Below are 23,184 nucleotides of genomic sequence, written 5' to 3' on the forward strand. Positions count from 1 at the left end.
GAGGGCGTCCACAAAAGGGTGACAGGCTCCAGCAGCATGTCGTAAACCGGACCAATTTACGGCGTGGAGAACAGCTCATAGAGCGGAACCACTCTCAGCGAGGATGAGGGAACCTGTTCGATCAGCCAGGTGGTGCCGCCCGCGAAACGGCAAACCAGACCATGGGCAGACGCGTCCTCCAGGGCCAAGAGCACGGAAGGGCCATGTCGGCGACCCACCCGAATAGCGGTGTCTCGGTCCGTCGTCATGTGGACCCACTGGCGGGACATCGGACGCAGACCCTCACCTCGTTCGAGGACAGCCCGGAGAGAGGACATGGCGGTGGAGTGGTAGAGGACACCGTCCGGGTTGCTGGGCTCGTGGTCGGTGAGCACGGGCCGCGAGTGTCCGTAGCGGGCCCGGATCATTGCGTTCCGCACGTCGAAACGGAGCTCGTCGACAGCGAGGGATACCCGGATCAATTCGTCCACAGAGACCCTCAAACGTCTGTCTGAGACAGCCAGCATTTGTACCACGTCGGACAGACGGGCCCAGCCGTACTCGTCCATGGGTAGTTCCCTGTTGTGGCGCAGGAGGTAGGCGAGTGTGCGGCTGATCCGGCGTCGGCGTCCCTCTCTCAGTTGCCGTAGGGGTACGTGGTCGTAGGTGCCGCGCCGTTCCGCCCAGATGCGGCGCAACTTCGTTGCGAAGGCGCAGATCCCGCCCCATTCTGGGTGTTCGCTCATCTCGTCCAGCAACGCCTCTGCGTGTTCACGGATACCGGGGTCGCCATCCTCAGAACTCAACCCCCGGACCGCTCGAGCCAGTAGGGACACCCTGTAGGATTCCCAGACTTCCTCTAGGAGGTTGGAGAGGTCCTCGCCGGTGCTGGAAGACAGGGCGTCCATGTACGCTTCGACCAGTTGACGGCGTAGGTCCCACCGATCCACCGGCAGAGCGGGGACGTCGTCTGTCATCTGGGCGAGCTCGTATCCAAGCGGTCTGTGGTTTACCGCTTCCAGGTCGACCGCGATGATCCGGTTGTCGTCGGTTACCAGCCAGTTGAAGGCGTGCGCGTCCCGGCGGGGGACCGCTGGGAGGTTGAGCCGGCTGAGGAGGGTCCACCAGACATCGAAGGTCGCGTCGGCCTCCTCTACCGGGTGGTTGGCGAGGATGCCGCGCAGCCACAGGTGGACTTCGTTGCGTACCTTCTTGCGCACCTTCCCGACACCCCGTTGGGGGCCGCCTTGGGAACTGTGGATGTAGGCGAGGAAGACCGCGGTCCGCTTCAGCAGCTTCAACGAGGATTCAGGATCGTCAGGGGACAACAGGTCAGCCAGAACTCGGCCGTGTTCGAATCGTCGTACAGTGACGATCTCGTGGTCCTGTTGTTGGAGGTGCTTGGGCTGACGGTACAGGGTCTCTTCGTGCGGGATGGTGGTGATGTGCTCGCTGATACCGAATCGGTTAGCGTCCCTCATCCTGGCCAGAATGAGGTTCACCGCTTCCGACGCTTGCTCGTCCCGACTGAAGGAGAGCTGGGAGGTCGGTTTGAACACGAAGGTGGAGCTGGTGAAGCCCAGGTAGTCCTCGACGGTCACGACGTTGCTGCGCCCGCCCAGGTTGCGGTGGACTAGATCGGGGCTGCTGCCCGCCCGCTGTGCCGCCTGCCGGTAGAAGAAATTCGCGTCGCGTTCGGCCACGGCCTGGACCCACTGCTCGGCGTCCTTTATATTGCCGAGCCCGCTCAGCAACTGGCTTTTCTCCTTTTGAGTGACGGTGCCGCCCCGTTCGGCGTCTCGCCCCAGTCGGATTAGCGGCACACTGGAAGTCGTGTAACGCGCTGCCTCATTGATCAGGTGTCTGATCCCGGCCTTCCATAGGTCCGGGTCCCGGCCCTGGCCTTCGTAGGCCAGCTCCAAGAGGTCGTCCGCGTAGCGCATCCTGCTGAGCTCGTCGGTCAAGGGGGTGGCATTATTGTCCCCCTCTTGGAGCCCGATGGCCCGGCGGAGCCGGTCCCGTCTCTCCTCCTCCGAGACTTTGGGAAGCTCGGTGTAGGCGCGTAGACAGTCGGAGAGCAGTCTTCGGACCAAGGGGTCGGTCGAGGATGCGAAGCGCTGTTCGAGTATGTGCACCAGTTCACCAGGGAAGGAAACGGCGGGGTGTCCCGTGCTAGCGAATCGGTGGAAGTGTTCACCGATGCTGAAGTGGTTCTTTAGATGCCGGAGCCCCAAGTGGAGACGAGGCAGCAGAGAAGCTGCACTTCGGGCTTTGGACAGCACACACTCCAGGATCGCCTGCCGGACCTCCTCGTCCGGTTTCGCGCCCTTCACTAGGACGAGGACCTGTTCGGCCCTGTCGAGGTAGACCTGGTTGTATTTGTCCTGGGGGCGGCCGTCCGCAAGCCGCAACCAGACCTCTGCGAGGTTCAGGAGCCAGGCAGCATTGCGGTGACACTTGTGGGAGTTGTCCTGGTCGACCCTGGTGGCCTGCCCGAGGTACTCGCGATCACCGGTGTTGTCGTGCAGGCGTAGGTAAGACTCCAAGAGGTAGGGGACCGCGTCCTCGACGGAGTTGCCCTCCTGGATCGAATGGTCGATCTGCGTGGCTGACTCCTGGAGATCCGCGGTGCTCACGGGTGCGAACCGGGCCAGTAGAACCGAGCACTGACCTAGTCGCCCGGAGAACTGGTATCGGCTTTGGCTGTCGGTCTGGCCGCTGTCATTCACGATGCTGGCCAGGTAGACCCGGGCCAGGCGCAGGACACGGCAGAACACCACGGGACGCTCCCAGTTGATGTCCAGTGCCCTTTCCCACAAAGTCAAGGCCACACGCTGCCGAACCACGTGGAGAGTCTTGGCATAGTGCATCCCTTGAGGGCGGTTTTGGGCTGCTTTTGCCGCCAGCCTGCACAGGTTGCTCTCGAAGAGCAGCGCCTCGAAGGCAAGGGCACTACTGACGGAGCCGTTCAGGACATCGCGCCACTGCCGGAACAGCCTCTCGGTCCCTTGGGAAACAGTGACTACCTCCGACACCCAGGAACGGTCACGGTGCCTAACCCACTCCCGGATGGCTTCGTCGATGGAGTCGTAGCCGAGCCAGAGCAGAAGACGAGAGAGCTCGGAGAATCCCCCCTCCATGCATTCCCTGAGCTTACGGTCGGAGAGCTCGGAGGAGTTGGGAGGAAGGGGAGTTCCGCTCTGTACCCTGGCGCGCTCTGCCAGGTCCGATGGGGTGAAGCGTGCTGCCAAGCTACCTCCTGGGATCGAGGCCTTCTCTTTGTGCGCCACTGCTCAGAGCACGGTTTCTCCACGGTAGGGAGAGGAACCTGAGTCTTCCGTATGTCTTCCCCAGAAGCCCACTGATGATTGCTCCGGAGCCAGCGGTGTTCATGGGGGAACTGAGACCTCCACAGGTGTTGGTGTCTTGTAGAGGCAGTGGTGTGTGCCGGGATCGCCTCCCGTCACTCCTGTGCGGCAAGGTGGCTGTCGAAAGTGAGGTTGGATCCGGCTGGCACTGTGTCCCTGGAGGTGAGAGGGCGGGCGACTGAGCGGCCCGTCTGGCTGGCGCTGTGGGATGTCGGGAGGGCCCGGTGGTACGGGCGGGAACAGGGCATGAACAGGGGCCTGGTCCCATCAGCGCGACGGCTCCTCTGAGGTGAGGTGCCACGCCCCGTTTCAGCTGGGTTTTTGTGGCTTGCTCGGCAGGGTTCGAGCCTGCGGCCATCGAATGAGAAACAGCTCTGAGGGAGGGGTCGGGGCAGTTGCTATTCGTGCTCTCCTCTGGCCCGATGCACGCCATATCTCTTATCGCGCTCGGCGCGAAACGGCCTGATTAAAAAGGCTTACTGTGTAGAATCTACGAAACCCCAGGTTGCAGCCATGCCCCGAGTTCTCTAGTGAAATAGGAATGTTTCACCAAGTCCTCTTGGGGCATGGCCTCGTGTGAAGCGATCAGGAGGTTCGGTTATGGGAGGCCATCGGCCTGAAGGGCTCGATGACGTTCGGGAATGGTTTTCTTGTTTCCTCTCAGAGCCCCACGGGGAACTGGGTAGAGAGGGGAGTGTCTGCCCGTTTGTAGCACCTGCCCGACGTGCGGAATCCCTGTTCCTCGAAGAAGTTGCGTACGACGCTGGGAGAGGATGGCCGGGGATAGCCGAGGTGATGTGCAAGCAAATGGACTCATATGCGGAGCGCAGCTGGCCAACGGGGAAAGAGGCCGTATCCGCTTTGGTCACCGTAGTGCACAGCATGCCTGCCCACCACTGGCCACTCCTGGATGAGGCGCAGCGCCGAGTCAAAGCCGAAGCCGTGCGGCGCGGCCTTATGATCGGGCAGTTCCACCCCCACTGCCCTGAACCTGGGGTGTGGAACCCGTCCTTCACGGTATCGCGATCCCCCCGGCCATTGTTCGCGATTCGGTACATGGCGCTGCACGACATCTTGTTCCTGCACGCCGACCCGGAGCTTTTCGCTGAGTATGACCGCCGGTTCGGGGACCGTTACGAAGGCCACTCCCGAACCCACCTCCCGAGTCGGTTCGTCGAACTGTACGAAGCAGCCAAGAACGGTGGGCGCACCAGGACGGAGTACATCGACTATCAAAGTATCGACGTCCTGCTCTCGCTCCAGCGCCCTCATACCGCTCATCCTGCCGAGATGTCCTTCTACTTGGTTGGGCAGGCCAAGGAGCTGCTCTTCAAGCTCGTGTACGAGGAAGTTTCGGCGGCACGCCTAGCTCTCGTCGTAGACGAGGCCGACAACGCTTCCTGGAACCTGCGCCGCGCAGCCACGGCCCTGGACCTGCTGGCCAGGACGTGGGACGTCCTGGCCACTATTTCTCCCGCTGAGTTCAACGCCTTCCGAGAGCAACTGGGATCAGCCTCCGGTATCGACTCATACATGTACCGGATGCTGGAGTTCGCGTTAGGCCGCAAGTCTGACTCCATGGCGCGTCGCCATGCCGAGGTGCCCGGCGTGGCGGAGTCCGTCTACCGTGAGCTGCACCGGAGCAGCGTCTATGACGAGGCACTCGGGCTGCTGCATCGGCGGGGCCTGCTAACCGACGGTGCCGAAGCGGGGGAGTGGCACCCTGATGCCCTGCGCCAGGCCTGGGTCCGCGTCTACGAGGCACACGGCCCATCGAGCGATTTGTTCCGACTCGGCGAGACACTCATGGATCTCGCCCACGCCTTCAGTCGTTGGCGCTCCCTACACCTGCTTCTGGTGGAGCGGACCATCGGCAACAAGCACGGTACCGGGGGCACCACCGGTGTCGACTGGCTGCGTCGGTCTGCCGACCACCGCTTCTTCCCCGAACTGTGGGAAGCCCGTTCGATTCTGCCGATGGGCGCTCCTCTGTGGTGAGGCTGTCGGAAGGAACGGTCCGTTCGAGTTCCGCGCAGGAAGGGCAAACATGACACCAGGCGAGCACGTCGCCCAGCAGATCACCGACCGCTACCGGATGCTGAGCCCTGCCTCGGCCCGGGCATGCAAAGCGGCTGCGCGGTCTCTGCCCGGAGGCGACACCCGGACCATGACCGCCTACACGCCCCATCCGCTCTACCTCAGCTGCGGTGAAGGCGCGAAGGTGCAGGACCTCGACGGCCGCTGGTACGACGACATGGTCGCCAACTACGGTGCGCTCACCCACGGCCACAGCCATCAGGCACTGATCCAGGCCGTGTGTGACCAAGTCCAGCAAGGCACGGCCCTGGGCGGTCCCAGCACCCTGCAGTACCAGCACGCCGAGCTTCTGCGCGCCCGAGTGCCCGCGCTGGAGCGCCTCCGATACTGCAACTCAGGTACCGAGGCCACCATGTGGGCGATCCGAGCGGCTCGTGCATTCACCGACCGCGACATCGTCCTGAAGATCGACGGCGGCTATCACGGTACGCACGACTGGGGCCATGTCAGCGCAGTCATGCCAGGCGGGCGCTCTCAGAGCCAATTACTGCCCGACCTCCCCCCGGCCAACCTGGCCCCCGGAGTACCGGCCGACGTGCTGAATTCCGTCGTGGCCGTTCCGTACAACGACGCCGATGCTGTCGCTGATGTCTTGCACCGTCTCCGCGGCCGGGTGGCCGGGATGATCGTGGAGCCCGTGCTTGGTGTGGGCGGCGGTGTTCCCGCCCTGCCCGGGTACCTCGAGGAGGTACGGCGACTCACAGAGCGTGAGGGTGTCGTGCTGATCTTTGACGAGTGCGCCACGTTCCGGCTGGGGCCCTGGCAGGCCAAGCACCAGGTGCGGCCCGATCTCAGCACCTTCAGCAAGATCGTCGGAGGTGGGCTGCCCATTGGGGTGTTCGGTGGCAGGAAGGAGATCATGGCGATCTTTGACCCCAATCAGCCTCTCCCCGTCTACCATGCCAGCGCATTCGGTGGGAACAGTCTCTCCCTGGCTGCCGGTATCGCCGCCCTGCAGACCTTCGGCGCCGCCGAGATCGCTCACCTGGACCGCCTTGGTGACAGGTTGCGCTCCGGGCTCGACGCGGCAGCCCGGACAGCTGAGATCAGGGGGTGTGCTGTCGGCGAAGGGGGGATAAGTTATTTCCACTTCGGCTCCTCGGTCCCCCGCGACTCCGCCGCTACAGCAGCAGCCCGTCGAGGCAGGGAGGGCTTGCGCGCGCTGATGCACCTGCATCTGCTCAATGAGGGGTTCTTGACGGCTCGGCACGGGCTGATGTGTCAGCACATCGTGACCGAGGAGCACGTCGTGGATGCGTTCGCCGACGCGTTCGCGGGTGCCCTGCGATTGCTGCACCCCTACATCTCCGAGCACCATCCGGATCTTCTGCTGGGCGGGCTGCGGGCGGCACCAAACGATGAGGCCATCCGATGACAGGGCCTGACCAGTGGACACTGCTGCAAGCCCGTACTGCGATACGGGAGGGCGCCATCTCCACCGCCGAATACGCCTCGGAGCTGACGACGCGCAAGCGGCAACGCACCGACCTGCACGCGTTCGTGGACGGTGGCGGGCCACCACCAGCGGCCCTGCTCCCGGCCGACTCGGGCCCACTGGGCGGCATACCCCTGGCAGTGAAGGACAACATCGATGTGGCGGGTACATCCACGACCGCCTGCACTCCCGCCCTGCACCAGCATCTTCCGCTGCGGGACTCCGCCGCATGGCGTCGCTGCAGCGAGGCAGGTGCTTGGCTCATGGGAAAAACGACCATGCACGAACTGGCCTACGGGGTGACTGGCGCACATACCGACGGCCTCACCGCCCGTAATCCGACGGATCGCGACAGACTGACAGGCGGAAGCAGCTCTGGTACCGCGGCCGCAGTGGCGGCGGGGCTCGTGCCGGGCGGACTGGGCACAGACACCGGGGGTTCTATTCGCATCCCTGCAGCACTGTGCGGTGTCGCTGGCTTCCGTCCCACCACCGGCCGGTACCCGAGCCAGGGGCTCGTGCGGGTGTCACCCACCCGGGACACCGTCGGTGTGATGGCCCGCGATGTCGACGACATCAAGGTGCTTGACGCGGTGCTCAGCGGCCACGTGCTACCCTCGGCACCGCCACCGTCTCCCGCCCAGCGCGTCCTCGTACTTCCTCGCGCGACGACCTGGACGGACCTTGACCCGGAAGTAGCCCGCGTGGTCGAAGGGGCGTGCGACGCCCTGCGCGCGGCCGGGTGGTCTCTGCGGGACTTCCCAGAACCGCTGTACGACACCGCCGAGCTGCTGGACGTGGCCACTTCCGTCCCCCTCGCAGAGACGCGCGCGGCGGTGGAGGACTACCTACGCGGACACGACTCCCCGCACACGTTCGACACGGTCATCGAAGGTCTCGCTTCACCCGATGTCCGCGCCATACTGATGCCGCTTCTTGACGGACCGGCCATTACCCCCGACCTTTACCACTCGGCACTGCGCACGGGCGCGCGCATGGCCAGCAGAGCCCTGTCGGCGCTGGAGAGCGCCGGAGCCGCAGCGTTCCTGTCCCCCACCACGATCACAGCAGCTCCACCCCTGGGCACCGGCTGGTCGATGCTGCGAGCCGGCCGCCCAGTTCCGGTGTTCAGTACCTACATACGCAACACGGCTCCCTCAGCGGTCTGGGGCTGGCCCTCGCTAACCTTGCCTGCTGGTTACACCTCCCGCGGTTGGCCGGTCGGCATCCTGCTCGACGCACCGCCCCGCCACGACCGGCGCCTGCTGGACCTGGGCCGCCTGTGCGCGCGGGACCTGAGCATGGCATCCCTTCCGGGTAGCCCGTGCACGCCATGAAACACCGTTCCAGGGAGGCTTCGTGATCTCGTCCGAATGGGGCGCTGACCGTATCGATCTGGGCGTCTATCTCAGCCGTGTGGGACTCGGCCACCTTGCCTCCGATATATCCGGGCGGCCCCCGCAGACCGTCCGGGAACTGCGCCGATTGCACCGAGCACACTTGGCCGCCATCCCCTTTGACAACGTGGATCTTGTGCTGGGCACGCCAGTGAGCCTGGAGCCGGAAGCGATCGTGGACAAGTTGTGCCGACGCCGTCGCGGAGGCTGCTGTCACGAGCACAATCTGCTCTTCGGCCTCGTACTTGAGCACTTGGGGCTTCCTGTCGAGAGACTCGCGGCGCGAGTCCTCCTGGGCGGTGTGGGTCCGCGTCCCCGTACCCACATGCTGCTCAAGACACGGGCCCTGGGAGAGGAATGGCTTTGCGACGTCGGCTTCGGGTCCGACGGATACCTCGATCCGCTGCCGGTTCGCGACGGAGCGGAGGTAGTACAGCGAGGGCGCCGCTATCGGGTGCTTTCCCACGACCGTTTCCAGTGGAGCATCGACGTGCACAAGTCGACTGGATGGGTGCCACTGTACGAGTTCACGCATGAGCCGCGTCAGCCGATGGACTTCACCGTGGCACACCATTTCCTCAGCACGTACCCCAGGTCGATGCTGCGCAACACCGTGCTCCTGCAACTCCTCACCGCCGACAAATGGATGCAACTGCGGGGGGACCTGCTCCGGCGCGTCACACCGGCGGGGGAGATCACCGAACGGATCGAACACACCGACCTACCCGGTGTGCTGCGTGAGTTCGGTATCGCGCTCACCTCTGAGGAATTCACACGTCTGAGCCGGATTTTCGCTCAGCATCCACCAACGGAGGCAGGCTAGCAGTATGAAACCGACCCAGTTGGTCCTGGACAGTGGCAGCCTTCCCAACGATCACCTCGATGCGCGTCTGATCCGTCGCTATGAGGCGGACGGGGGCGACATCGACGATCTCATCTACCTCAGCCTGGGCGAGACATGGACCTCAGTCGCTCCAGGACTGGCAGCCACACTCGCTGACCGCCTGCCAGCCCATACGCACGGGTACACCCTGTCTCCCTACGGGCTCCCCGCCCTCCGCGACGCACTGCAGGCATATATCACCCGGACCCATCACCTGCCGGAGCCAGATGCCGGGAACTTCGACGTGGCGGTGAGTCAGAGCGGCACGCGTGCGGCCATGTCGGACTTCGGCCACCTCCTGCTCGGAGGCCCTGAGCCAACGGTGCTCGTGCCATCACCGGGTTGGGACTACGCGGGTGTGTTCGCCCCCTTGGGATTTCGCCTGCTGCCCTATGGTTTGAGCCCCGCCACGGAGTGGCAGCCAGAGCCCGCAGAGGTCGAGTCGCTTCTGAACCGGGTTCGGGGTGAGGCTCTGCTGGTCCTCAACCCGCAGCACAACCCCACCGGCGTCGAATGGTCAAGCGACAAGGTGCGCAGCCTTGTCGGAACCGCGGTAGCCCACGGCGCGGCGATCTTGCTCGACGACGCGTACTACGCTCTCCACGCCCCGGGGAAGTCGCCCACGAACGTGTTACGCATCCTGGTCGAGGAAACGGCGCAGGAGTCCGTGCAATGGCTTGCGGTAAGGACGCTGGGTAAGCAGTTCCACTGCAATGGTTGGGGCATCGGGGCACTCACGGCCCGGCCTCCGACTCTGGCCCAGGTGGCCCGGGTGACGCAACAGCGCTCTTACGGCTGTGCGCTGCCGTTGCAGGCGGCGATGGCCACCTGGTTGCAGAGCGATGCGGCGGACAGCTTCGTGGACGGCCTGCGGCGTTCCTATGCCGCCGCCCGCTTACATGTCGCCCGGCGTCTCCACCGTGACCTCGGCTTTCCTCCGGATGCCGTGCCCGCCGGGACATGCAGCGCCTACCTCCGCTTTCGCGTACCGCCACGCCATGTACGGGACGCCTCCGAGGAACCGTACAGGCGTCTGTGTCTGGCCGTCGGCGTGCTCCTCGGAGCGGGAAGCATGACCGACTCGCCTGCGCTCTTGCCGTCCCGGGGCGTGCACCCAGAAGCTTATGTGCGCCTCTTCCTGGGCCAGCCACTTCCTGTGCTCGACGAGGCTCTCGATCGGCTGGCCAGGGCTGACCTCGGTTGGTGACCTCCGTCGCTTCGAAGTGTGTTAAGTCGAATCAGATAGGGACAGGTGATCGTCAGGCCGATTCGCGCAGGTCAGAGCCCTGATCTGTGGCGGGCACGGTCCCTGGTTCGTCTAGCTCGCTGATCCACGCGGCTTTGGGGCGAACGAAGAGCAGAGGTGTTTTGTACCGGGTGTGAAGGAGGCTGCCGCACGTGTCGGGATCGCCTCTCGTCACTCGCCACCGCCCCTCACCTGAGGATCGAGAAGTGGCGGCTCGTCTGCGTGGTGCGCCTCTAGACTCTGGCCCATGCCGAGAACCCTGTACCTGGTGTTGTCCGGAGCTCCCGCGCCGGAGGGGATGATGGAGCTCATCCAGGCCCTGCACAGCCACGGTTGGCACGTGACTGTGTTGTCCACCCCCACAGGTATGGACTTCCACGACCAGGACCAGCTCGCGGAGTTGACGGGCGAACCGGTCCGTGTGGCGTTCCGGATGCCTGGCCAGGGCAAGCCATTGCCGCACGCCGATGTCGTGTTGGCCTGTCCGCTGACCTTCAACTCCACGAACAAGTTCGCCCAAGGGCTGGCGGACAACTTCGCGATCGCCTTGCTGTGCGAGATGGTCGGCTACGGGGTACCCACCGTGGTGGTGCCGCACTGCAAACCCCAACTCGCCACCCACCCGGCCTTCACCCGCTCCCTGGAAACGCTGCGCGCGATGGAGCCGGTCACTGTCCTGCACGACCCCGATGCCCCCTATGAGGACCGTCTGCCCTCCTGGCAGCAGGTCATCGACACCGTCAACCGCCTCTGACCGAAAGGCACAGCGTGGACCCCGCCACTCGAGGCCAGACGATCAAACGCGCCCGACGACGGCACGGCTACTCCCAGAGCGTGCTCGCCGGACTCGTGGGACGCTCCGAGTCCTGGCTCTCCCAGGTCGAACGCGGCATCTTGTCGGTGGACTCCCACGAGATCCTCACCCGCCTGGCCCGCGTCCTGCGCCTGGACCTGACCGAGTTGACCGGAACCGAAACCGAGGCGGTCACCGACATGCGCTACGACGCCGCCCGCGCGATCGAGCGGGCCATGGCGCTACTCCACCCTGGAAACCATCGTCGCCGAGACCGGCACCGAACCCCGCGTCGACCCCGCTGCGCTCTCGGTCCAGGCACACCAGACCTATGCCGCCTACCAATCGGCCCGCTACGACGAGGTCGGGCGACGACTGCCCCGGCTCATCCGCGAGGCCGAAGCCGCCGCCCACACCCCCGGCTCCGACCGGCCCGCCGTGTGCTCGGCCCGAGCCATGGTCTACAACACCACCGCCGCCCTACTGCGCCGAGTCGGGGAGAAGGACCTGGCCTGGCAGGCCGCCGACCGCGCCATGTCAGCCGCCGAGTGGGCCGACCAAACGCTGCTGACCGCAGTGGGCGCCTACCGGCTCGCCTACGTGTTCATCTCGCGTGGACGGCCCACTGAAGCGGCGGAGCTGGCTATGGGCGCGGCCTCGGCGCTGGAGCGCCGCATGCGTCCCGGAACCCCCGAGGAGCTGAGCGTCTACGGCGGTCTCCACCTCGCCGCCGCCACGGCCGCCGCCGCGGAGTTCGACCGTGCAGCGGTACCACGCTTCCTACGCCAGGCCCGCCGTGCTGCCACCCGCTTGGGCGGTGACTACAACCTTCATGGGACCGCTTTCGGGCCGACGAACGTGGCCATCCACACCATCAGCACCTCCGTCGCGATCGGTGACGCCCGCACCGCAGTGGAAGCGGGGGAGGACCTGGACGTGGGCACGTTGCCTGCAGGTCTGGTCGGCCGGCGGGCCCAGGTCTGTTTGGACCTGGCCCGCGCCTACACCCAGCGCCGCCAGGACGCCGCAGCGGTCCACACCCTGCTGGACGCCGAACGGCTGGCCCCTGAACTCATCCGCTACCACCCCGGAACCGCCGGGGTGCTGACCGAACTGCTGCGCAGGGAGCACCGGCGTTCCACCCCGGAACTGCGCCCCTTGGCCAGCAGGGCCGGGGCGGCCTGAGCCAACCCGCAAAATCCTGCGGGTCTTTTGCTTGGGATCATTGCATCCTCAATAATAGAAAGAGATATGCAGAAGGGGGGAGGGTTGACGGAGGTGTGTGCAGAGGGCCAAAGCCGGAAAGTATGAATGATTTTTGATGATTTGAGGGTTTCCATGGATTATGTAGAGAAGATAACTGAGCTGGTGGGTGGGAGTACGGTTGAAGATAAGGAGCCGATTGCATGGAGTCAAGTAGAGAGGTCGATGGGTCTGACACTTCCCGAAGACTACAAGATTCTTGTCTCTAAGTACTTTACTGTGAACCTGGGTTCTGTCTCTCTAATAACACCTCGCGCTGGAACTCCGGGTGATTCAGATCTTATGATCGCAACCAGGGAGAGCAAGGAAGAATTTGAGGAATTCCTTGCGGAGGATCCTTTTGTGGGCGATGTGCCACAAAGAATGGATGGATCACTGCTGGAGGGGCACTCGGAATTTCCTGATTTTTATCCGATGGTTCCTGGGTTGTTGAAGTGGGGTAAGGACTTCATTGGAGATGAGTTCTATTGGTATGTAGATGGACCTCCGGGAGGGTGGAAAATACTAGCCAAGGAGCGCAACGGTTGGTGGTGTGAGCATGAAATGTCCGTGAGTGAATATATTTACAAGGCTGCGACCAGGGTATTGGATTGTGAAATCGTTGCAAAGTCTTTTGATGATTCAAATATATTTGTTGAATGGCCTTGGCCAGATAATTGAGAATCGAGAATTTCTCGGGTCTATTTCGGCTTCGGAGGCTGGATGAAGTTTGATTATTGGGTTCGGGGATGTGGCAGGGCCCCGGAAAAGTCAGGTCTGTAGGAGCCTGAGGGGACGGGTCTCGTCGCCGATCATGTGACGGTCCTTCGGACCTCATTGATGGTTTCCCGGATCAGCTCCGGAAGGATGCCCAACGCTGCGCGTAGGAGCTCTTCGATCGGCACGGCAGACTCACTGGTGTTCACATCGATGTGTCGCGCCCACTCGACCGGTTGGTAGCGGGCCAGCATCGACAAGGCGTACAGCACCGCCCACCACGCCATGAGCGGGTGCAAGCCGCGGTCCGCGCCAGGCGTGCCAGGGCCAGGGAAGAAGTACCGGTCGCCCAGGTAGGCTCGCGTCTTGGCGTTGAGTAGCTCGACGCGGGCGGTGTAGTGCTCCCCCAGGTCTGCTGGCCACTTCAGCGTGAGCTCGCCGGTCTCATCGCCCAGCGGCTGGTAGGCGGGGGCGGCGTCCACGCCTGGCCCGGTGCGGTCGAAGTCGTAGCCCAACACGTCGGGGAAGCCGCCCAGGTACTCGGAGAGTGGCTGGAGGTGGGGAGAGGAGACCACCCGGTGCGGCAGTGGCCGCACCGCGCGGACTATTGGCTGCTCGATCGCAGGAATCTGGTAGTCGGTCTGGAGCGGGATGCGTCGTTGCTGGGTGAGTGAGTGGCATAGCGGCCACTTCTCGGCTTCGGGCAGGCAGTCTCACGGCAGCTTTAGAGGCACTGGTGTCGTGCCCCAGACAGGTGAGCCCAGGAACTGTGACAACCGAGCGAAGCTTCCTTTTGTACCTGGTGCCTCGGTCGAGATCTGCACGTCAGGGAGTTGATCGGACAAGTTCTTGGCGCGGATGCCGTGTCCCGTGAGTTTCCAGTCGTCGTCGGTGGCCGTAGATGTGGCTGCTGCGATCGCTCTTCCAGCTTGGTTAAGGCCGTAGAAGAGGGGTAGGGGGCGGGGCGCGGGTGAAGCCGTGGCCGCTTGTCGGAACAGTTGCTCGGCCTGTTCCAGCCCGAACTGGTAGGTCACACTTCGCTGTTCACACCCACGAGCAGGGGCTGGTGGATTGGCGCGGGTGGCTCGGAGGTGCGCCCACGCATCGGCGTTGAAGTCCACACCATCACCTTAGAAGCTCGTCGTGTCTTCGGAGGCTGAGTGTGTGAAGGCTCTGGTGTGTTGCCGGGATCGCCTCCTGTCACCCGGGAGGTGGGGAGCGAACCTGAAGGTCGCTCACCCACCGACAGGGGGACATCACCTCTATCCCGTTCTGGGGCGGACACCGGTTGTGGGGGTGTTCGTTGTGTCTGGATCGGGTTGGGTGTACAAGCGGTGCGGGTGTCGTGGTGTGAGGGGTGTGAAGGCTTGGGAGGGTCGGTGCCCCGACCTGGCGCGTAGGGGGCATGGGAGTTGGTACTTCGCGCTGGAACTGGAGCACGCCCCGGGTGGACGGCGTCGGGTGCGTCGGGGCGGGTTCGTGTCCCGGGAAGCAGCCCGCCAGGGTCTGCGCCGGGCGCGGGAGCTCGAGGGCGGCGATACCGATCCGGCAGTGTTGACGGTGGGGGCGTGGCTGGAGCACTGGTTGGCCACCCGCACCCGGTTGCGGCCGTTGACCCGGATGAGTTATGCCGAGCACATCCACCGCCACCTGCAACCCCACCTGGGCGCTCTGGTCCTGGAGGAGCTGACTCCCGCCGTGGTGGCGCAGGTCTTCGTCTCCATTTCCCGGCACAGGTCGCCTACGGGGGTGTTGTTGTCGGCGGCGACGGTGCAGCGGGTGCGGGCCACGTTGCGGGCGGCGTTGAACACCGCGGTGCGCGAGGGGTTGTTGGCCTCGAACCCGGCCAAGGGGTTGCGGTTGGAGGGCGGCCGTGCTGCGCGGCCGGTGGTGTGGACCGATCAGGCCGTCGCGGACTGGCGTAACGGTGGGGCGCGGCCGGCGGTGGCGGTGTGGACGGTGGAGCAGACCCGCACGTTCTTGGACCACGTGTCCCAGGACCGGTTGTACGGGTTGTTCCATCTGGCGGTGATGACGGGGCTGCGCCGGGGCGAGCTCGTGGGGTTGCGCTGGCCCGACATCGACCTGGTGCGGGGGACGGTGCGGGTGGAGCGCCAGCTGCAGTCCCACCAGGGCAGGTTGGTGGAGCTGGCTCCCAAGAGCGCGGCGAGTCGACGGATGCTGTCGGTGGATCACACCACCTTGGGGGTGTTGCGCCGTCATCAGTGGCACCAGCAGAAGGAAGCTGAGTCCCAGGGGCGGGTGTGGGATCCGCGGGGGTTTGTGTTCACTGCCCTGCGGGGCGGTGCGTTGGCGCCTGAACGGTTGTCGCGCCTGTTTCGGAAGCTGAACACGGAGAGTGGGTTGCCGCCGGTGCGGTTGCACGATCTGCGGTACGGTGCGGCGACGTTGGCGTTGGCTGCGGGGGTGGAATTGAAGGTGGTGCAGGCCATGTTGGGACACGCGAGCATCGTGCTGACCGCGGACACCTATTCCACGGTGTTGCCGCAGGTGGCGCGGGAAGCGGCGGAGCGCACGGCGTGGCTGGTGCTGCGCGATGCGGGCAGAGCCCATCAGCGGGGGAGGGCGCGCGGGGTGAGGAGGCGTCTGGCCCCACCTCGGCCCCATCCTGGCCCCATCAGTACGGGAGTGCGATGAGGGCAAGGCTGTTGTACCCCGTCTGACCTGGGTTTTTGTGGCGCACCCGGCAGGATTCGAACCTGCGGCCATCGGATTAGAAGTTCTATGGTCGCGTACCGTCACGTGTCGCTACGTACCATTGTGTCCCGCGCCATCCGATCCGTGATGCCGTTCTGTGCCGCGTCGTGTCGCCCGCTGACGTTCCGGTCCAAAACTGCGGAGCACAAACGGAGCACACACCGCTGGCGCTTGGTGTCCGATGGCACCTCGCGAGGCATTCGCCGTGTGACCGGCGCTGAGTGCTTCATCTTTAGATACGGGTGTGAGTGTAACGATGCGCCACCTCTTGGTGTCACACAAGGACAACGGCCTTGACGGTGGGAGGGATTCCCTCAGGCTTCCTGTGTCGGTGCCACATGATCACAGCAGTGGCTGTCTCATGCTCGTTGCTTGCTCGGGCCGAGATATCCAAGTGTGGATGGAGCACTAGTCCGTCCTGGCGCCTGTCAGCGACGCTTACGCTTCTTTTTCTTTACCCGTTTTGTCGCCCGGCGCGCCGAGGGTGGAATAGGTGGGATTCGCTGCCCCACCGGTTGGAGCTTCATATCCGCGATTAGCCGGTCGAGCGCGGGATCGTTGTGAGCGACCGAGTTGAGATAGAAGGTGTCCTCCAGGGAACCGTTTTTATCGAAAATCCAGCCGTAGGCGCGATCCGCTTGCAGTTGGTACTGCTTGGCCTTGGAGTAGGACTGCAGTCGTTCCTTGGCTTTCGTGACTGATGTGTCAGTCGGGTGAGTGGCCAAGAAGATCGTTGCGAACCCCCATTGGCCAGCGTATGCGACAATCGCATCATGGTAAATGCTGTCCTTGCGGGTGGACCGGGCGCACTTCTTGATCGTCGACAGGAGATGCAGCTGACCTTCTCCGGACAATGCAAGAAGATCCGCTCCGCAGCGGAACCAGCCGGGATTTCTTGCATTGCTTAGTTGGTCGACGAGTTTCAGAATTTCAGCTTGCGCATTCATGGATGGCTTGACGATATCTTCGTCTTGCGGAAGCTTGTCACGGTTCATCCATGCAGTCAGTTCGACACAGTTGTCGCTGACCATGGTGCCGACTGCTGATTGTTCGTGACGACTACGCTCGCGTTTAGATGACGGCGGTGCTGTGGGATGCGCGGACCTGACCTTGTCAGGATCCTCTGCGATATAGAGATCGGCGGCGAGGAACCGCATATAGAGGTCGAGTTCGTCGAGAGCACGATAGTAGGTAGTCACGAGGCTGTCGGTGCGTCTTCTGAGGTAAAGTAGAAACTCCGACGGGCGCTCACCGATTTCGGCGATGACAGCGAGGTCGTGGAGCGACAGAACGAGTGGCGGTCGGTCTTCAGGTAGGAGCCCGGCATGCTGGAGGTCGGCAAGATTTGTGCCGAGCGGGCCGATATCGTCGAGCACCACCACGATGCTCCTCACCTCGCGAACGCCCGATAGATCTAGCCAAGTTGTTTTATTCTCCCAGACACCATGATTGGTTTCAATGAGTTCTCGGATACGCGTAGCCTGGCGTGCCCCATCACCGAGCGTCGCCTTAAGGTCGCGCTTCAGGCGACGTACATCTCCACGTCGAGCCTGGTCGGCGATCGACTTCCCTTTCACTTCTACGATAACGGCGACGTCATCAATCACGAAGAGCGCATCGCCCTCCACTTCATTGGCTGATTGGCGAAGGGTCACGCTGTCAGGGCCGAGTTCGTCCGCGGAAACCCCAGATTTTGGTGCAAGATAGTGGTAGCCTTCGCGAAAAGCAGGTGTTCCGAGAATGGTCGAAAGATAGTTATTCGCGAGCTCTTCGCTGACCGGCTGTCGGACCTTCTGGTCGTACCTGCGCATATCGGAGGAGTTGGGCGGGAGTGCGCGCTCGAATATCCGTCGAAGCACATCGATACCGATTTCGTTCGATGTGAGCGCGAAATTTTCGTCTCCGTCGGACATCAACGGTCGTGCTAAGAACGGGTTGTTGCCCATCAATAGATCGAAGACTCGCTTGCCCGGGCTTTCAGAGTCATCGAACTGCTGCGCGAATGAATTGAGGACCTTCTTCGCAGTTGCGATGTTCAGTCCCGATGCGCCTGAGATGTCGGCTGGAGTGATGATCGACCGGTCTGCGGGGAGAAATATGAGCGGGATGATCCCGGAAGTGAACTGCTCGATGACCTCGCGAGGCAGATCTTTGGGGTCGAGGTTCTGGTGCGCTATCATAAGATTACCGGTCTCGTCACGGAGGCGGGTCATTCGTTCGGCAGAGATTTCATTCATTGCCGATCGCACCGCACTTAAGTCGCGGTAGCCATAGCCAAGGTGCGTCTGCATGAGTTCGCTCGAAGTTGATTTATCGAACAACCTGTGATCGTGTTCGTCACGGATGTGGTCGTATTGCAGGTTTCGAATGTTCAGCACAGCGCCCTGGTACTCGCTCGCCAGCCGACTGAGTGGTTCGCCGCTGAGGTGGCCTTCCGCCAGTTGACGGTAGCTAGCTATCCGGCCCAGCCTGGTGCAGCGTTCGTGCAAGTCCGAGATCACCTCGTGCGGCCGCGTATCTTCCCTTGGAGTGGGATCTGGCTTACGCGATGGCCTAGCCAGAAGTACGGCTGCGACGATCTCCACCGGTAGTGACGCACCGCCAGGCGGAGCAAGGCGAGGGTCGGGGGCGATCGAGAACTCCCGCATCCGCATCAACTCGATGACATCAAACGCGTCGGCGTCTGCGACCATATCGACGATCGCCGCGACATCCTCTTCGACGCGCTCGCGCAGGATCGCGCGTACATCCGAAACGGTATTGCAGTTGCGAAAAGGTAGGAGTTCATTCACCGGATCGCCCAACATCTCCGGATCGAAATCACCCACCACCCTTCCCAAGGGGTGAAAGGTCGACATAGCACGCTCCAGGCTCGGTGTAACGAGCATAGAACAAGCCGACGACAACCGGAGGCCTTTCTAGGGCGCGCCCGATGGAGGCTAGGTGTGTTCCGAGCTCGTCTCCCGCTAACTCACGGTAGAGCCGGTGTGCCACGGCGGTGAACCTATGACTGGCTGGTCATGGGAACGAGCGGCTGGGCTGTCCACAGTGGGCGCATGGACGGATTCAAGGAAGCAGCCTTCGGGCTGAAGATCCGCGCCGAGAGCAGGTGGCGCCTTGGTGGCTGACCTGCTCTCACAGCGGTTGGACCCCGATATGTGGGGTCACAAGGCGGCGCGGCTGAGCCAGGTCGCTGACCTCGGGCTCCCCGTGCCGCCGGGGCTCTGCCTCAGTACTGCGGCTCTGGCGCACGGAACCAGCGAAGCGATCGCCTCACTTCGCACGTGGTTGGAGCTCTACCGGCCCCGCCGAGTCGTGGTGCGCACGAGCTCGACCCTGGAGGACGGGCTGGAGCGGGCCCAGGCGGGTCGATCGGTGTCGCTGCTGAACTGTCCGCCCGACGCCTCCGCGCTGGCCCGGGTCATCGACCAAGATCTCCTCTCACAGGAGGACTTGGAGGCCGTCCCGGGCGGGTGCGTTCTGGTCCAGGAACAGGTGGAAGCTCCCCTGTACGGTGTGGCCTTCCTCAGCCAGGACCGTTTGCTGGTCGAAGCATCCCCGTACCCGGATGGAGCCACCGCCGGGATGCCGTTGCGCATGCGAGCTCGGCGTGACGCCCGCCGGTTCAGGGCATCGACCGGCCCCGATCAGGTCCCGAGCCTCGCCCTCACCGCGCAGCTCCACCCACTGTGCCAACAGCTCAGCGCCCACTTCGGGTTCGACGTCGACGTGGAGTGGGCCTGGACCGGCGCGACCGTCCTGGTGCTCCAGGTACGCCCGATCACGCGTGCTGCCCTGGAGTGGGCCTCATGAGCGGGTGGGACAAGATCGAGGCCGTCAGCGCCCTCGAAGCCCACGGGCTACTGCGTGTACCGATCCGTGTCGTGCGGCGACCGCACCAGATGAGTACTCGGGCCCTGCGCGACAGCTTCAGCGAGCACCGACTCCTGGTGCTGCGCACCGCGGCCACCTCCGAGGAACGGAACCTGCCCCGCCTGGTGGGAGCCACACCCGCAGCCGCGGCGACATGGATCGGCAATCTCGTTCCGGGGCTGTCTGTACTGGTACAGCCCTATGAGCAGGTGCTCTTCTCTGTCGAACTCGCGGTCTACGAGTCAGTGGTGGTGGCCGAGATCGTTCCCGGAATCTGGGAGCTGGACAGTCGCCTGACCCCCGCCGTCCTGTTGGTGAAGGACGATGGCCTCGAACTCACCATCCCGGACACCCATCCCCAGATGGCTCGCTTCCACGACCCCCACCACGGAACCCGACAGCGACTGGCCCGCGTCGATGACTGGCAGATCGCCACCCTGGTGGCATGGGTTCGTGAACACCGCCGCCACTTGACGGCCCTTCGCGACGACCTGGGCCAGCCGTTCGGTCTCAAGCTGCACCACTCCAGCCGCTACGGACTCTCCGCCCAGAACCTCCGCAGCAGTGTGCCCGAACCCGACACCTGGCAACAGGACACCCCCGCACCTCCGATCAACACGGCCCCGCTCTCCTCGACCGACGCACCCCTACCCGACGGTCCCGTTCTGCTCGACGTGTCCGTCGCCCGGGAGGAGCACGCCCGCCTGGCCTCGTTCATCGACCGACTCCACCGGGCCGGAACCCGAGAGGTGTATTTGCGTTCAGGTCTGCTCTCGCACCTGGCCATCAACCTGCGTGAAGCCGGAATCACTGTCAGGAGCGCCCATGCCTGAGTTCTGGACCATCGAGGGCATCGACGGCGCGGGCAAGAGCCACCTGCTGTCCCGCCTGGCCACCGCCACCTCCCAGGTCACCGCACTGCACAAGGACCACCCACCCCGAACCGGGTACCCATGGCTGGACCGGCGCCTGAGCCTCATGCACGAACTCACCTGGGGATACGACCACGCCGAACCGGTCTGGGACTACCCGGCGCACTACTGGCTGCACTCCCTGATGGCTTGGTACACGCTCTTCCACCACGCCTACGTGGCACCCGCACTCGACCGGGACCGGCCGGTGGTGGTCGACGGCTGGTACTTCAAACACCAGGCCCGCATGACCCTCTCCGGCGACGAACGCCTTGTGTCCCAGGCCGAAGACGTGTTCTCCGCCCTGCCACAGCCCGACCGGATCGTCCTGCTCACCACCCCGGCGGAGGTGGCCACCACCCGCAGGGCCGGAACCTCCAAACCCTCCGAACACGGCGCCTTCACCACCAAGCGAGCCACGACCTCCTCAGCGACCTTCGCCGACTACCAGACCCGTACCGTCCGCGCCCTGGAGGAACTGCTCAGCACACACCCGGCACCCATGCACACCCTGCCGAGCACCGCAGACGAAACGGACCTCCTGCCCCTCCTACACGGAGAGGTCAACGCGTGAACACCACCGCGACCAGCCCCGTCCTGGCCAGCGAACACACCATGAGCGAACGCCTCCCCGACTACGTCCTCCCCAAGATCCCCCTGGACCTGCTCACCGCCGCCCGAGGCCGGGCATGGGTCTACCCCAACCGCTCCCTGAGCTTCCTCCTCGGCGGCGACAAACGCGTGGGCAAACGCTTCAACTGGCGCCGCCCCTACTTCACCGTCGCCGACGGAGTCCTGCACTGCGTCGTCCCTCCCGGCCAGGACTACACCCACCACTACGCGGAGCTTCTACGCGCGGCCTGCGCCATGACGGACCTACCGGCCGAGATCACCGTCGAGCGGCCGGTTCCCGGACAGGGGCTGGCATTCGTCGACCACTGGCTTCCACGAAACCTGCCCGCACACGACCTGGCGATCCTCGGCTACGTCGAACCCCTCCTCACCCGGCCACCCGCCTCCAGCACCGACTGGAACCACCACCCCGGCTTCGGCTGGCGCACCGCGCGCATCGGCCGCTCCACCGCACTCCTACTGGGATGCGAGTTCAGCTTCTGGGGTGACCTCGCCGGTGACCTGGTCACCGCCCTGATCACCCGCGGCCACACATCGGGCGTGCTCTACGTCGGCAAACTCGGCGGCCTCCAGCCCGACATGGAACCGAACACCGTCATCGTCACCGGCACCACCAGCCAGGTGAAGGGCCGCCCCCTCTCCTGGAAGAGCGCCCTGGACCTCGACCCGGCACTGCCCGGACTGCACGACCGGGCCCGGCACATCACGGTCCCCAGCGTCCTGGACGAAACCCGTACCTGGCTCGAGCAACACCGTGCACACTTCGACGTGGTGGACCCCGAGATCGGCCACATGGCCCTCGCCGCCACCACCGCCCAGGTGCCCTTCGACTACCTGCACATCGTCACCGACAACCTCAACGGCACCCACGACCACGGCCTGTACGCCGAACGCAGCACCCCGGTCGCCACCCGGCGCCGCCGCTGCCTGCACCACATCGAAACGATCCTGCACCGGAGCCTGGCATGAACCCGACCGCACCCGTCACCCTTCTCGGCTTGGACTGGAGCGTTCCCGACACCCCGCGCCTGCGCACCACCGACCCCGACCACCCCGAACACAGCCTGCTCCACCCCCTCCTGGGCGAACACGCCTTCCGCGTCGACGGCGAGCAGCGGCGCTGCATCGGCTGGTTCGACCTCACCGGAGCCGAGGGCAGGCACGTGCGCTGCCGCACCGACGAGGTCGTCACCCGGGGCAAACAGTGCCGACGCTGCCAGTACAAGGAGGGGTTCATCGCCGCCCACCAGGCCCACCGCACCCCCGAGGCGCTGCCCGAGAACATCCGCGACTACCTCCGGCAACCGCACTGGCTCTACCTCGACGTCTTCGCCAACGGCACGACCAAGGTCGGCACCGCCGCCGACTCACGCCGCCGCAGCCGACTGGCCGAGCAGGGACCCGTCGCCGCCCTCTACCTGGCCCGTACCAAGGACGGCGCCACCGTCCGCACCCTGGAGTCTGCCGTCTCCCAGCACTTCGCGCTGCCCCAACAAGTCCAAACCCGCCGTAAGGTCCTGGGCCTGCAGAACAGCATCGACACCACCGCCCTCATCACGAAGCTGACCGACCTCGCAGCTCAGGTCACCCCCTACCTGGACAAGATCGCCGACGAACAGCCCGGCACCGAAGTGCTCGCCGCCCCCGAACCCTGGATACGCCCCGCCTGCTCCACCGCCGTCTTCGAATCCGCCCCCGTGCTCGCCCACCCCGACGACCTCACCCAGGGCACCCACCGGCTGCACATCACCGGGGCCGCCGGCCCCGTCGCCGTGTTCTCCACCGAACCCGAGGCGCCCCGCCACAGCGCCGACCTGAGCAGGCTCATCGGCCGATCCCTGGTCCCGGCCACCACCGAGGACGCTCCCACCGGCGCACCCACCCTGTTCTGA

18 protein-coding genes and 1 pseudogene are annotated in these 23,184 nt (G+C 64.5%); 15 read left to right on the forward strand and 4 right to left on the reverse strand.

Annotated features, from left to right (window positions below; translation table 11 throughout):
* Positions 1–56: 56 nt before the first annotated feature.
* Complete coding sequence (locus tag IE195_RS17330; RefSeq protein ID WP_225942349.1) at positions 57–3,230, reverse strand: RNA 2'-phosphotransferase; 3,174 nt, start codon at positions 3,228–3,230, stop codon at positions 57–59.
* 717 nt (positions 3,231–3,947) lie between these two features.
* On the opposite strand from IE195_RS17330, the gene IE195_RS17335 reads away from it, so the two are divergent.
* From IE195_RS17335 to IE195_RS17370, 9 genes and pseudogenes are all read left to right on the forward strand, one after another.
* Positions 3,948–5,345, forward strand: coding sequence for a tryptophan 2,3-dioxygenase (locus IE195_RS17335; RefSeq protein ID WP_191272769.1), 1,398 nt, complete (start codon positions 3,948–3,950; stop codon positions 5,343–5,345).
* Between the two features lie 49 nt (positions 5,346–5,394).
* On the forward strand, positions 5,395–6,819 hold the full coding sequence (locus IE195_RS17340) for an aspartate aminotransferase family protein (RefSeq protein WP_191272771.1): 1,425 nt from the start codon (positions 5,395–5,397) through the stop codon (positions 6,817–6,819).
* A complete protein-coding gene (locus tag IE195_RS17345; protein WP_191272773.1) occupies positions 6,816–8,216 on the forward strand; it encodes an amidase family protein in 1,401 nt (466 codons plus the stop codon). The genes IE195_RS17340 and IE195_RS17345 overlap by 4 nt, the downstream gene beginning before the upstream one ends.
* A gap of 22 nt (positions 8,217–8,238) precedes the next feature.
* Positions 8,239–9,099 carry an arylamine N-acetyltransferase family protein gene (locus tag IE195_RS17350; RefSeq protein ID WP_191272774.1) on the forward strand — a complete coding sequence of 287 codons (861 nt, stop codon included), beginning with the start codon at positions 8,239–8,241 and terminating at the stop codon, positions 9,097–9,099.
* Positions 9,100–9,103: 4 nt separating this feature from the next.
* The gene (locus IE195_RS17355; RefSeq protein ID WP_191272777.1) at positions 9,104–10,366 is read left to right on the forward strand and encodes a pyridoxal phosphate-dependent aminotransferase; all 1,263 of its coding nucleotides are present in this window, start codon (positions 9,104–9,106) and stop codon (positions 10,364–10,366) included.
* A gap of 286 nt (positions 10,367–10,652) precedes the next feature.
* Positions 10,653–11,159: a flavoprotein gene (locus tag IE195_RS17360; RefSeq protein ID WP_191272778.1), complete on the forward strand. Its 507-nt coding sequence runs from the start codon at positions 10,653–10,655 to the stop codon at positions 11,157–11,159.
* Between the two features lie 80 nt (positions 11,160–11,239).
* Positions 11,240–11,308, forward strand: a pseudogene (locus IE195_RS26260) (hypothetical protein); the annotation flags it as partial.
* A gap of 346 nt (positions 11,309–11,654) precedes the next feature.
* Positions 11,655–12,383 (forward strand): hypothetical protein, encoded by a 729-nt coding sequence (locus IE195_RS26265; RefSeq protein ID WP_225942351.1) that lies wholly within the window; start codon positions 11,655–11,657, stop codon positions 12,381–12,383.
* A gap of 126 nt (positions 12,384–12,509) precedes the next feature.
* Positions 12,510–13,121: an SMI1/KNR4 family protein gene (locus IE195_RS17370; RefSeq protein ID WP_191272780.1), complete on the forward strand. Its 612-nt coding sequence runs from the start codon at positions 12,510–12,512 to the stop codon at positions 13,119–13,121.
* 131 nt (positions 13,122–13,252) lie between these two features.
* Here IE195_RS17370 and IE195_RS17375 read toward each other — a convergent pair whose 3' ends face one another.
* Positions 13,253–13,732 carry a YaaC family protein gene (locus IE195_RS17375; protein WP_191272782.1) on the reverse strand — a complete coding sequence of 160 codons (480 nt, stop codon included), beginning with the start codon at positions 13,730–13,732 and terminating at the stop codon, positions 13,253–13,255.
* A 138-nt stretch (positions 13,733–13,870) separates the two neighbouring features.
* The gene (locus tag IE195_RS17380) at positions 13,871–14,191 is read right to left on the reverse strand and encodes a YaaC family protein (protein ID WP_191272784.1); all 321 of its coding nucleotides are present in this window, start codon (positions 14,189–14,191) and stop codon (positions 13,871–13,873) included.
* Between the two features lie 445 nt (positions 14,192–14,636).
* Here IE195_RS17380 and IE195_RS17385 point away from each other — a divergent pair, with 445 nt between their 5' ends.
* A complete protein-coding gene (locus IE195_RS17385) occupies positions 14,637–15,815 on the forward strand; it encodes a tyrosine-type recombinase/integrase (protein ID WP_229826272.1) in 1,179 nt (392 codons plus the stop codon).
* A gap of 488 nt (positions 15,816–16,303) precedes the next feature.
* Here IE195_RS17385 and IE195_RS17390 read toward each other — a convergent pair whose 3' ends face one another.
* Entirely contained in the window at positions 16,304–18,703 is a 2,400-nt protein-coding gene (locus IE195_RS17390) for a hypothetical protein (protein ID WP_191272788.1), read from the reverse strand.
* Between the two features lie 292 nt (positions 18,704–18,995).
* On the opposite strand from IE195_RS17390, the gene IE195_RS17395 reads away from it, so the two are divergent.
* Genes IE195_RS17395 through IE195_RS26515 form a run of 5 tightly spaced genes read left to right on the forward strand, consistent with a single transcriptional unit; the run spans position 18,996 to position 23,184 of the window.
* A complete protein-coding gene (locus IE195_RS17395) occupies positions 18,996–19,688 on the forward strand; it encodes a PEP-utilizing enzyme (protein ID WP_229826274.1) in 693 nt (230 codons plus the stop codon).
* Positions 19,685–20,581, forward strand: coding sequence for a hypothetical protein (locus IE195_RS17400; protein ID WP_191272793.1), 897 nt, complete (start codon positions 19,685–19,687; stop codon positions 20,579–20,581). The genes IE195_RS17395 and IE195_RS17400 overlap by 4 nt, the downstream gene beginning before the upstream one ends.
* Positions 20,574–21,233: an AAA family ATPase gene (locus IE195_RS17405; RefSeq protein ID WP_191272795.1), complete on the forward strand. Its 660-nt coding sequence runs from the start codon at positions 20,574–20,576 to the stop codon at positions 21,231–21,233. The genes IE195_RS17400 and IE195_RS17405 overlap by 8 nt, the downstream gene beginning before the upstream one ends.
* Positions 21,230–22,261 carry a hypothetical protein gene (locus IE195_RS17410; protein WP_191272796.1) on the forward strand — a complete coding sequence of 344 codons (1,032 nt, stop codon included), beginning with the start codon at positions 21,230–21,232 and terminating at the stop codon, positions 22,259–22,261. The genes IE195_RS17405 and IE195_RS17410 overlap by 4 nt, the downstream gene beginning before the upstream one ends.
* Positions 22,258–23,184 (forward strand): DUF2797 domain-containing protein, encoded by a 927-nt coding sequence (locus tag IE195_RS26515; protein ID WP_191272799.1) that lies wholly within the window; start codon positions 22,258–22,260, stop codon positions 23,182–23,184. Before IE195_RS17410 ends, IE195_RS26515 begins: the two co-directional genes overlap by 4 nt.

This window comes from Nocardiopsis terrae, from assembly GCF_014651695.1.
GTDB lineage: Bacteria > Actinomycetota > Actinomycetes > Streptosporangiales > Streptosporangiaceae > Nocardiopsis > Nocardiopsis terrae.

Bases quoted from the DNA above. Each gene is read 5' to 3' on its own strand.
- IE195_RS17360 (WP_191272778.1), top strand. From the start codon at position 10,653: ATGCCGAGAACCCTGTACCTGGTGTTGTCCGGAGCTCCCGCGCCGGAG.
- IE195_RS17355 (WP_191272777.1), top strand. From the start codon at position 9,104: ATGAAACCGACCCAGTTGGTCCTGGACAGTGGCAGCCTTCCCAACGAT.
- IE195_RS17345 (WP_191272773.1), top strand. From the start codon at position 6,816: ATGACAGGGCCTGACCAGTGGACACTGCTGCAAGCCCGTACTGCGATA.
- IE195_RS17405 (WP_191272795.1), top strand. From the start codon at position 20,574: ATGCCTGAGTTCTGGACCATCGAGGGCATCGACGGCGCGGGCAAGAGC.
- IE195_RS17370 (WP_191272780.1), top strand. From the start codon at position 12,510: ATGATTTTTGATGATTTGAGGGTTTCCATGGATTATGTAGAGAAGATA.
- IE195_RS26265 (WP_225942351.1), top strand. From the start codon at position 11,655: ATGGTCTACAACACCACCGCCGCCCTACTGCGCCGAGTCGGGGAGAAG.
- IE195_RS17400 (WP_191272793.1), top strand. From the start codon at position 19,685: ATGAGCGGGTGGGACAAGATCGAGGCCGTCAGCGCCCTCGAAGCCCAC.
- IE195_RS17335 (WP_191272769.1), top strand. From the start codon at position 3,948: ATGGGAGGCCATCGGCCTGAAGGGCTCGATGACGTTCGGGAATGGTTT.
- IE195_RS26515 (WP_191272799.1), top strand. From the start codon at position 22,258: ATGAACCCGACCGCACCCGTCACCCTTCTCGGCTTGGACTGGAGCGTT.
- IE195_RS17340 (WP_191272771.1), top strand. From the start codon at position 5,395: ATGACACCAGGCGAGCACGTCGCCCAGCAGATCACCGACCGCTACCGG.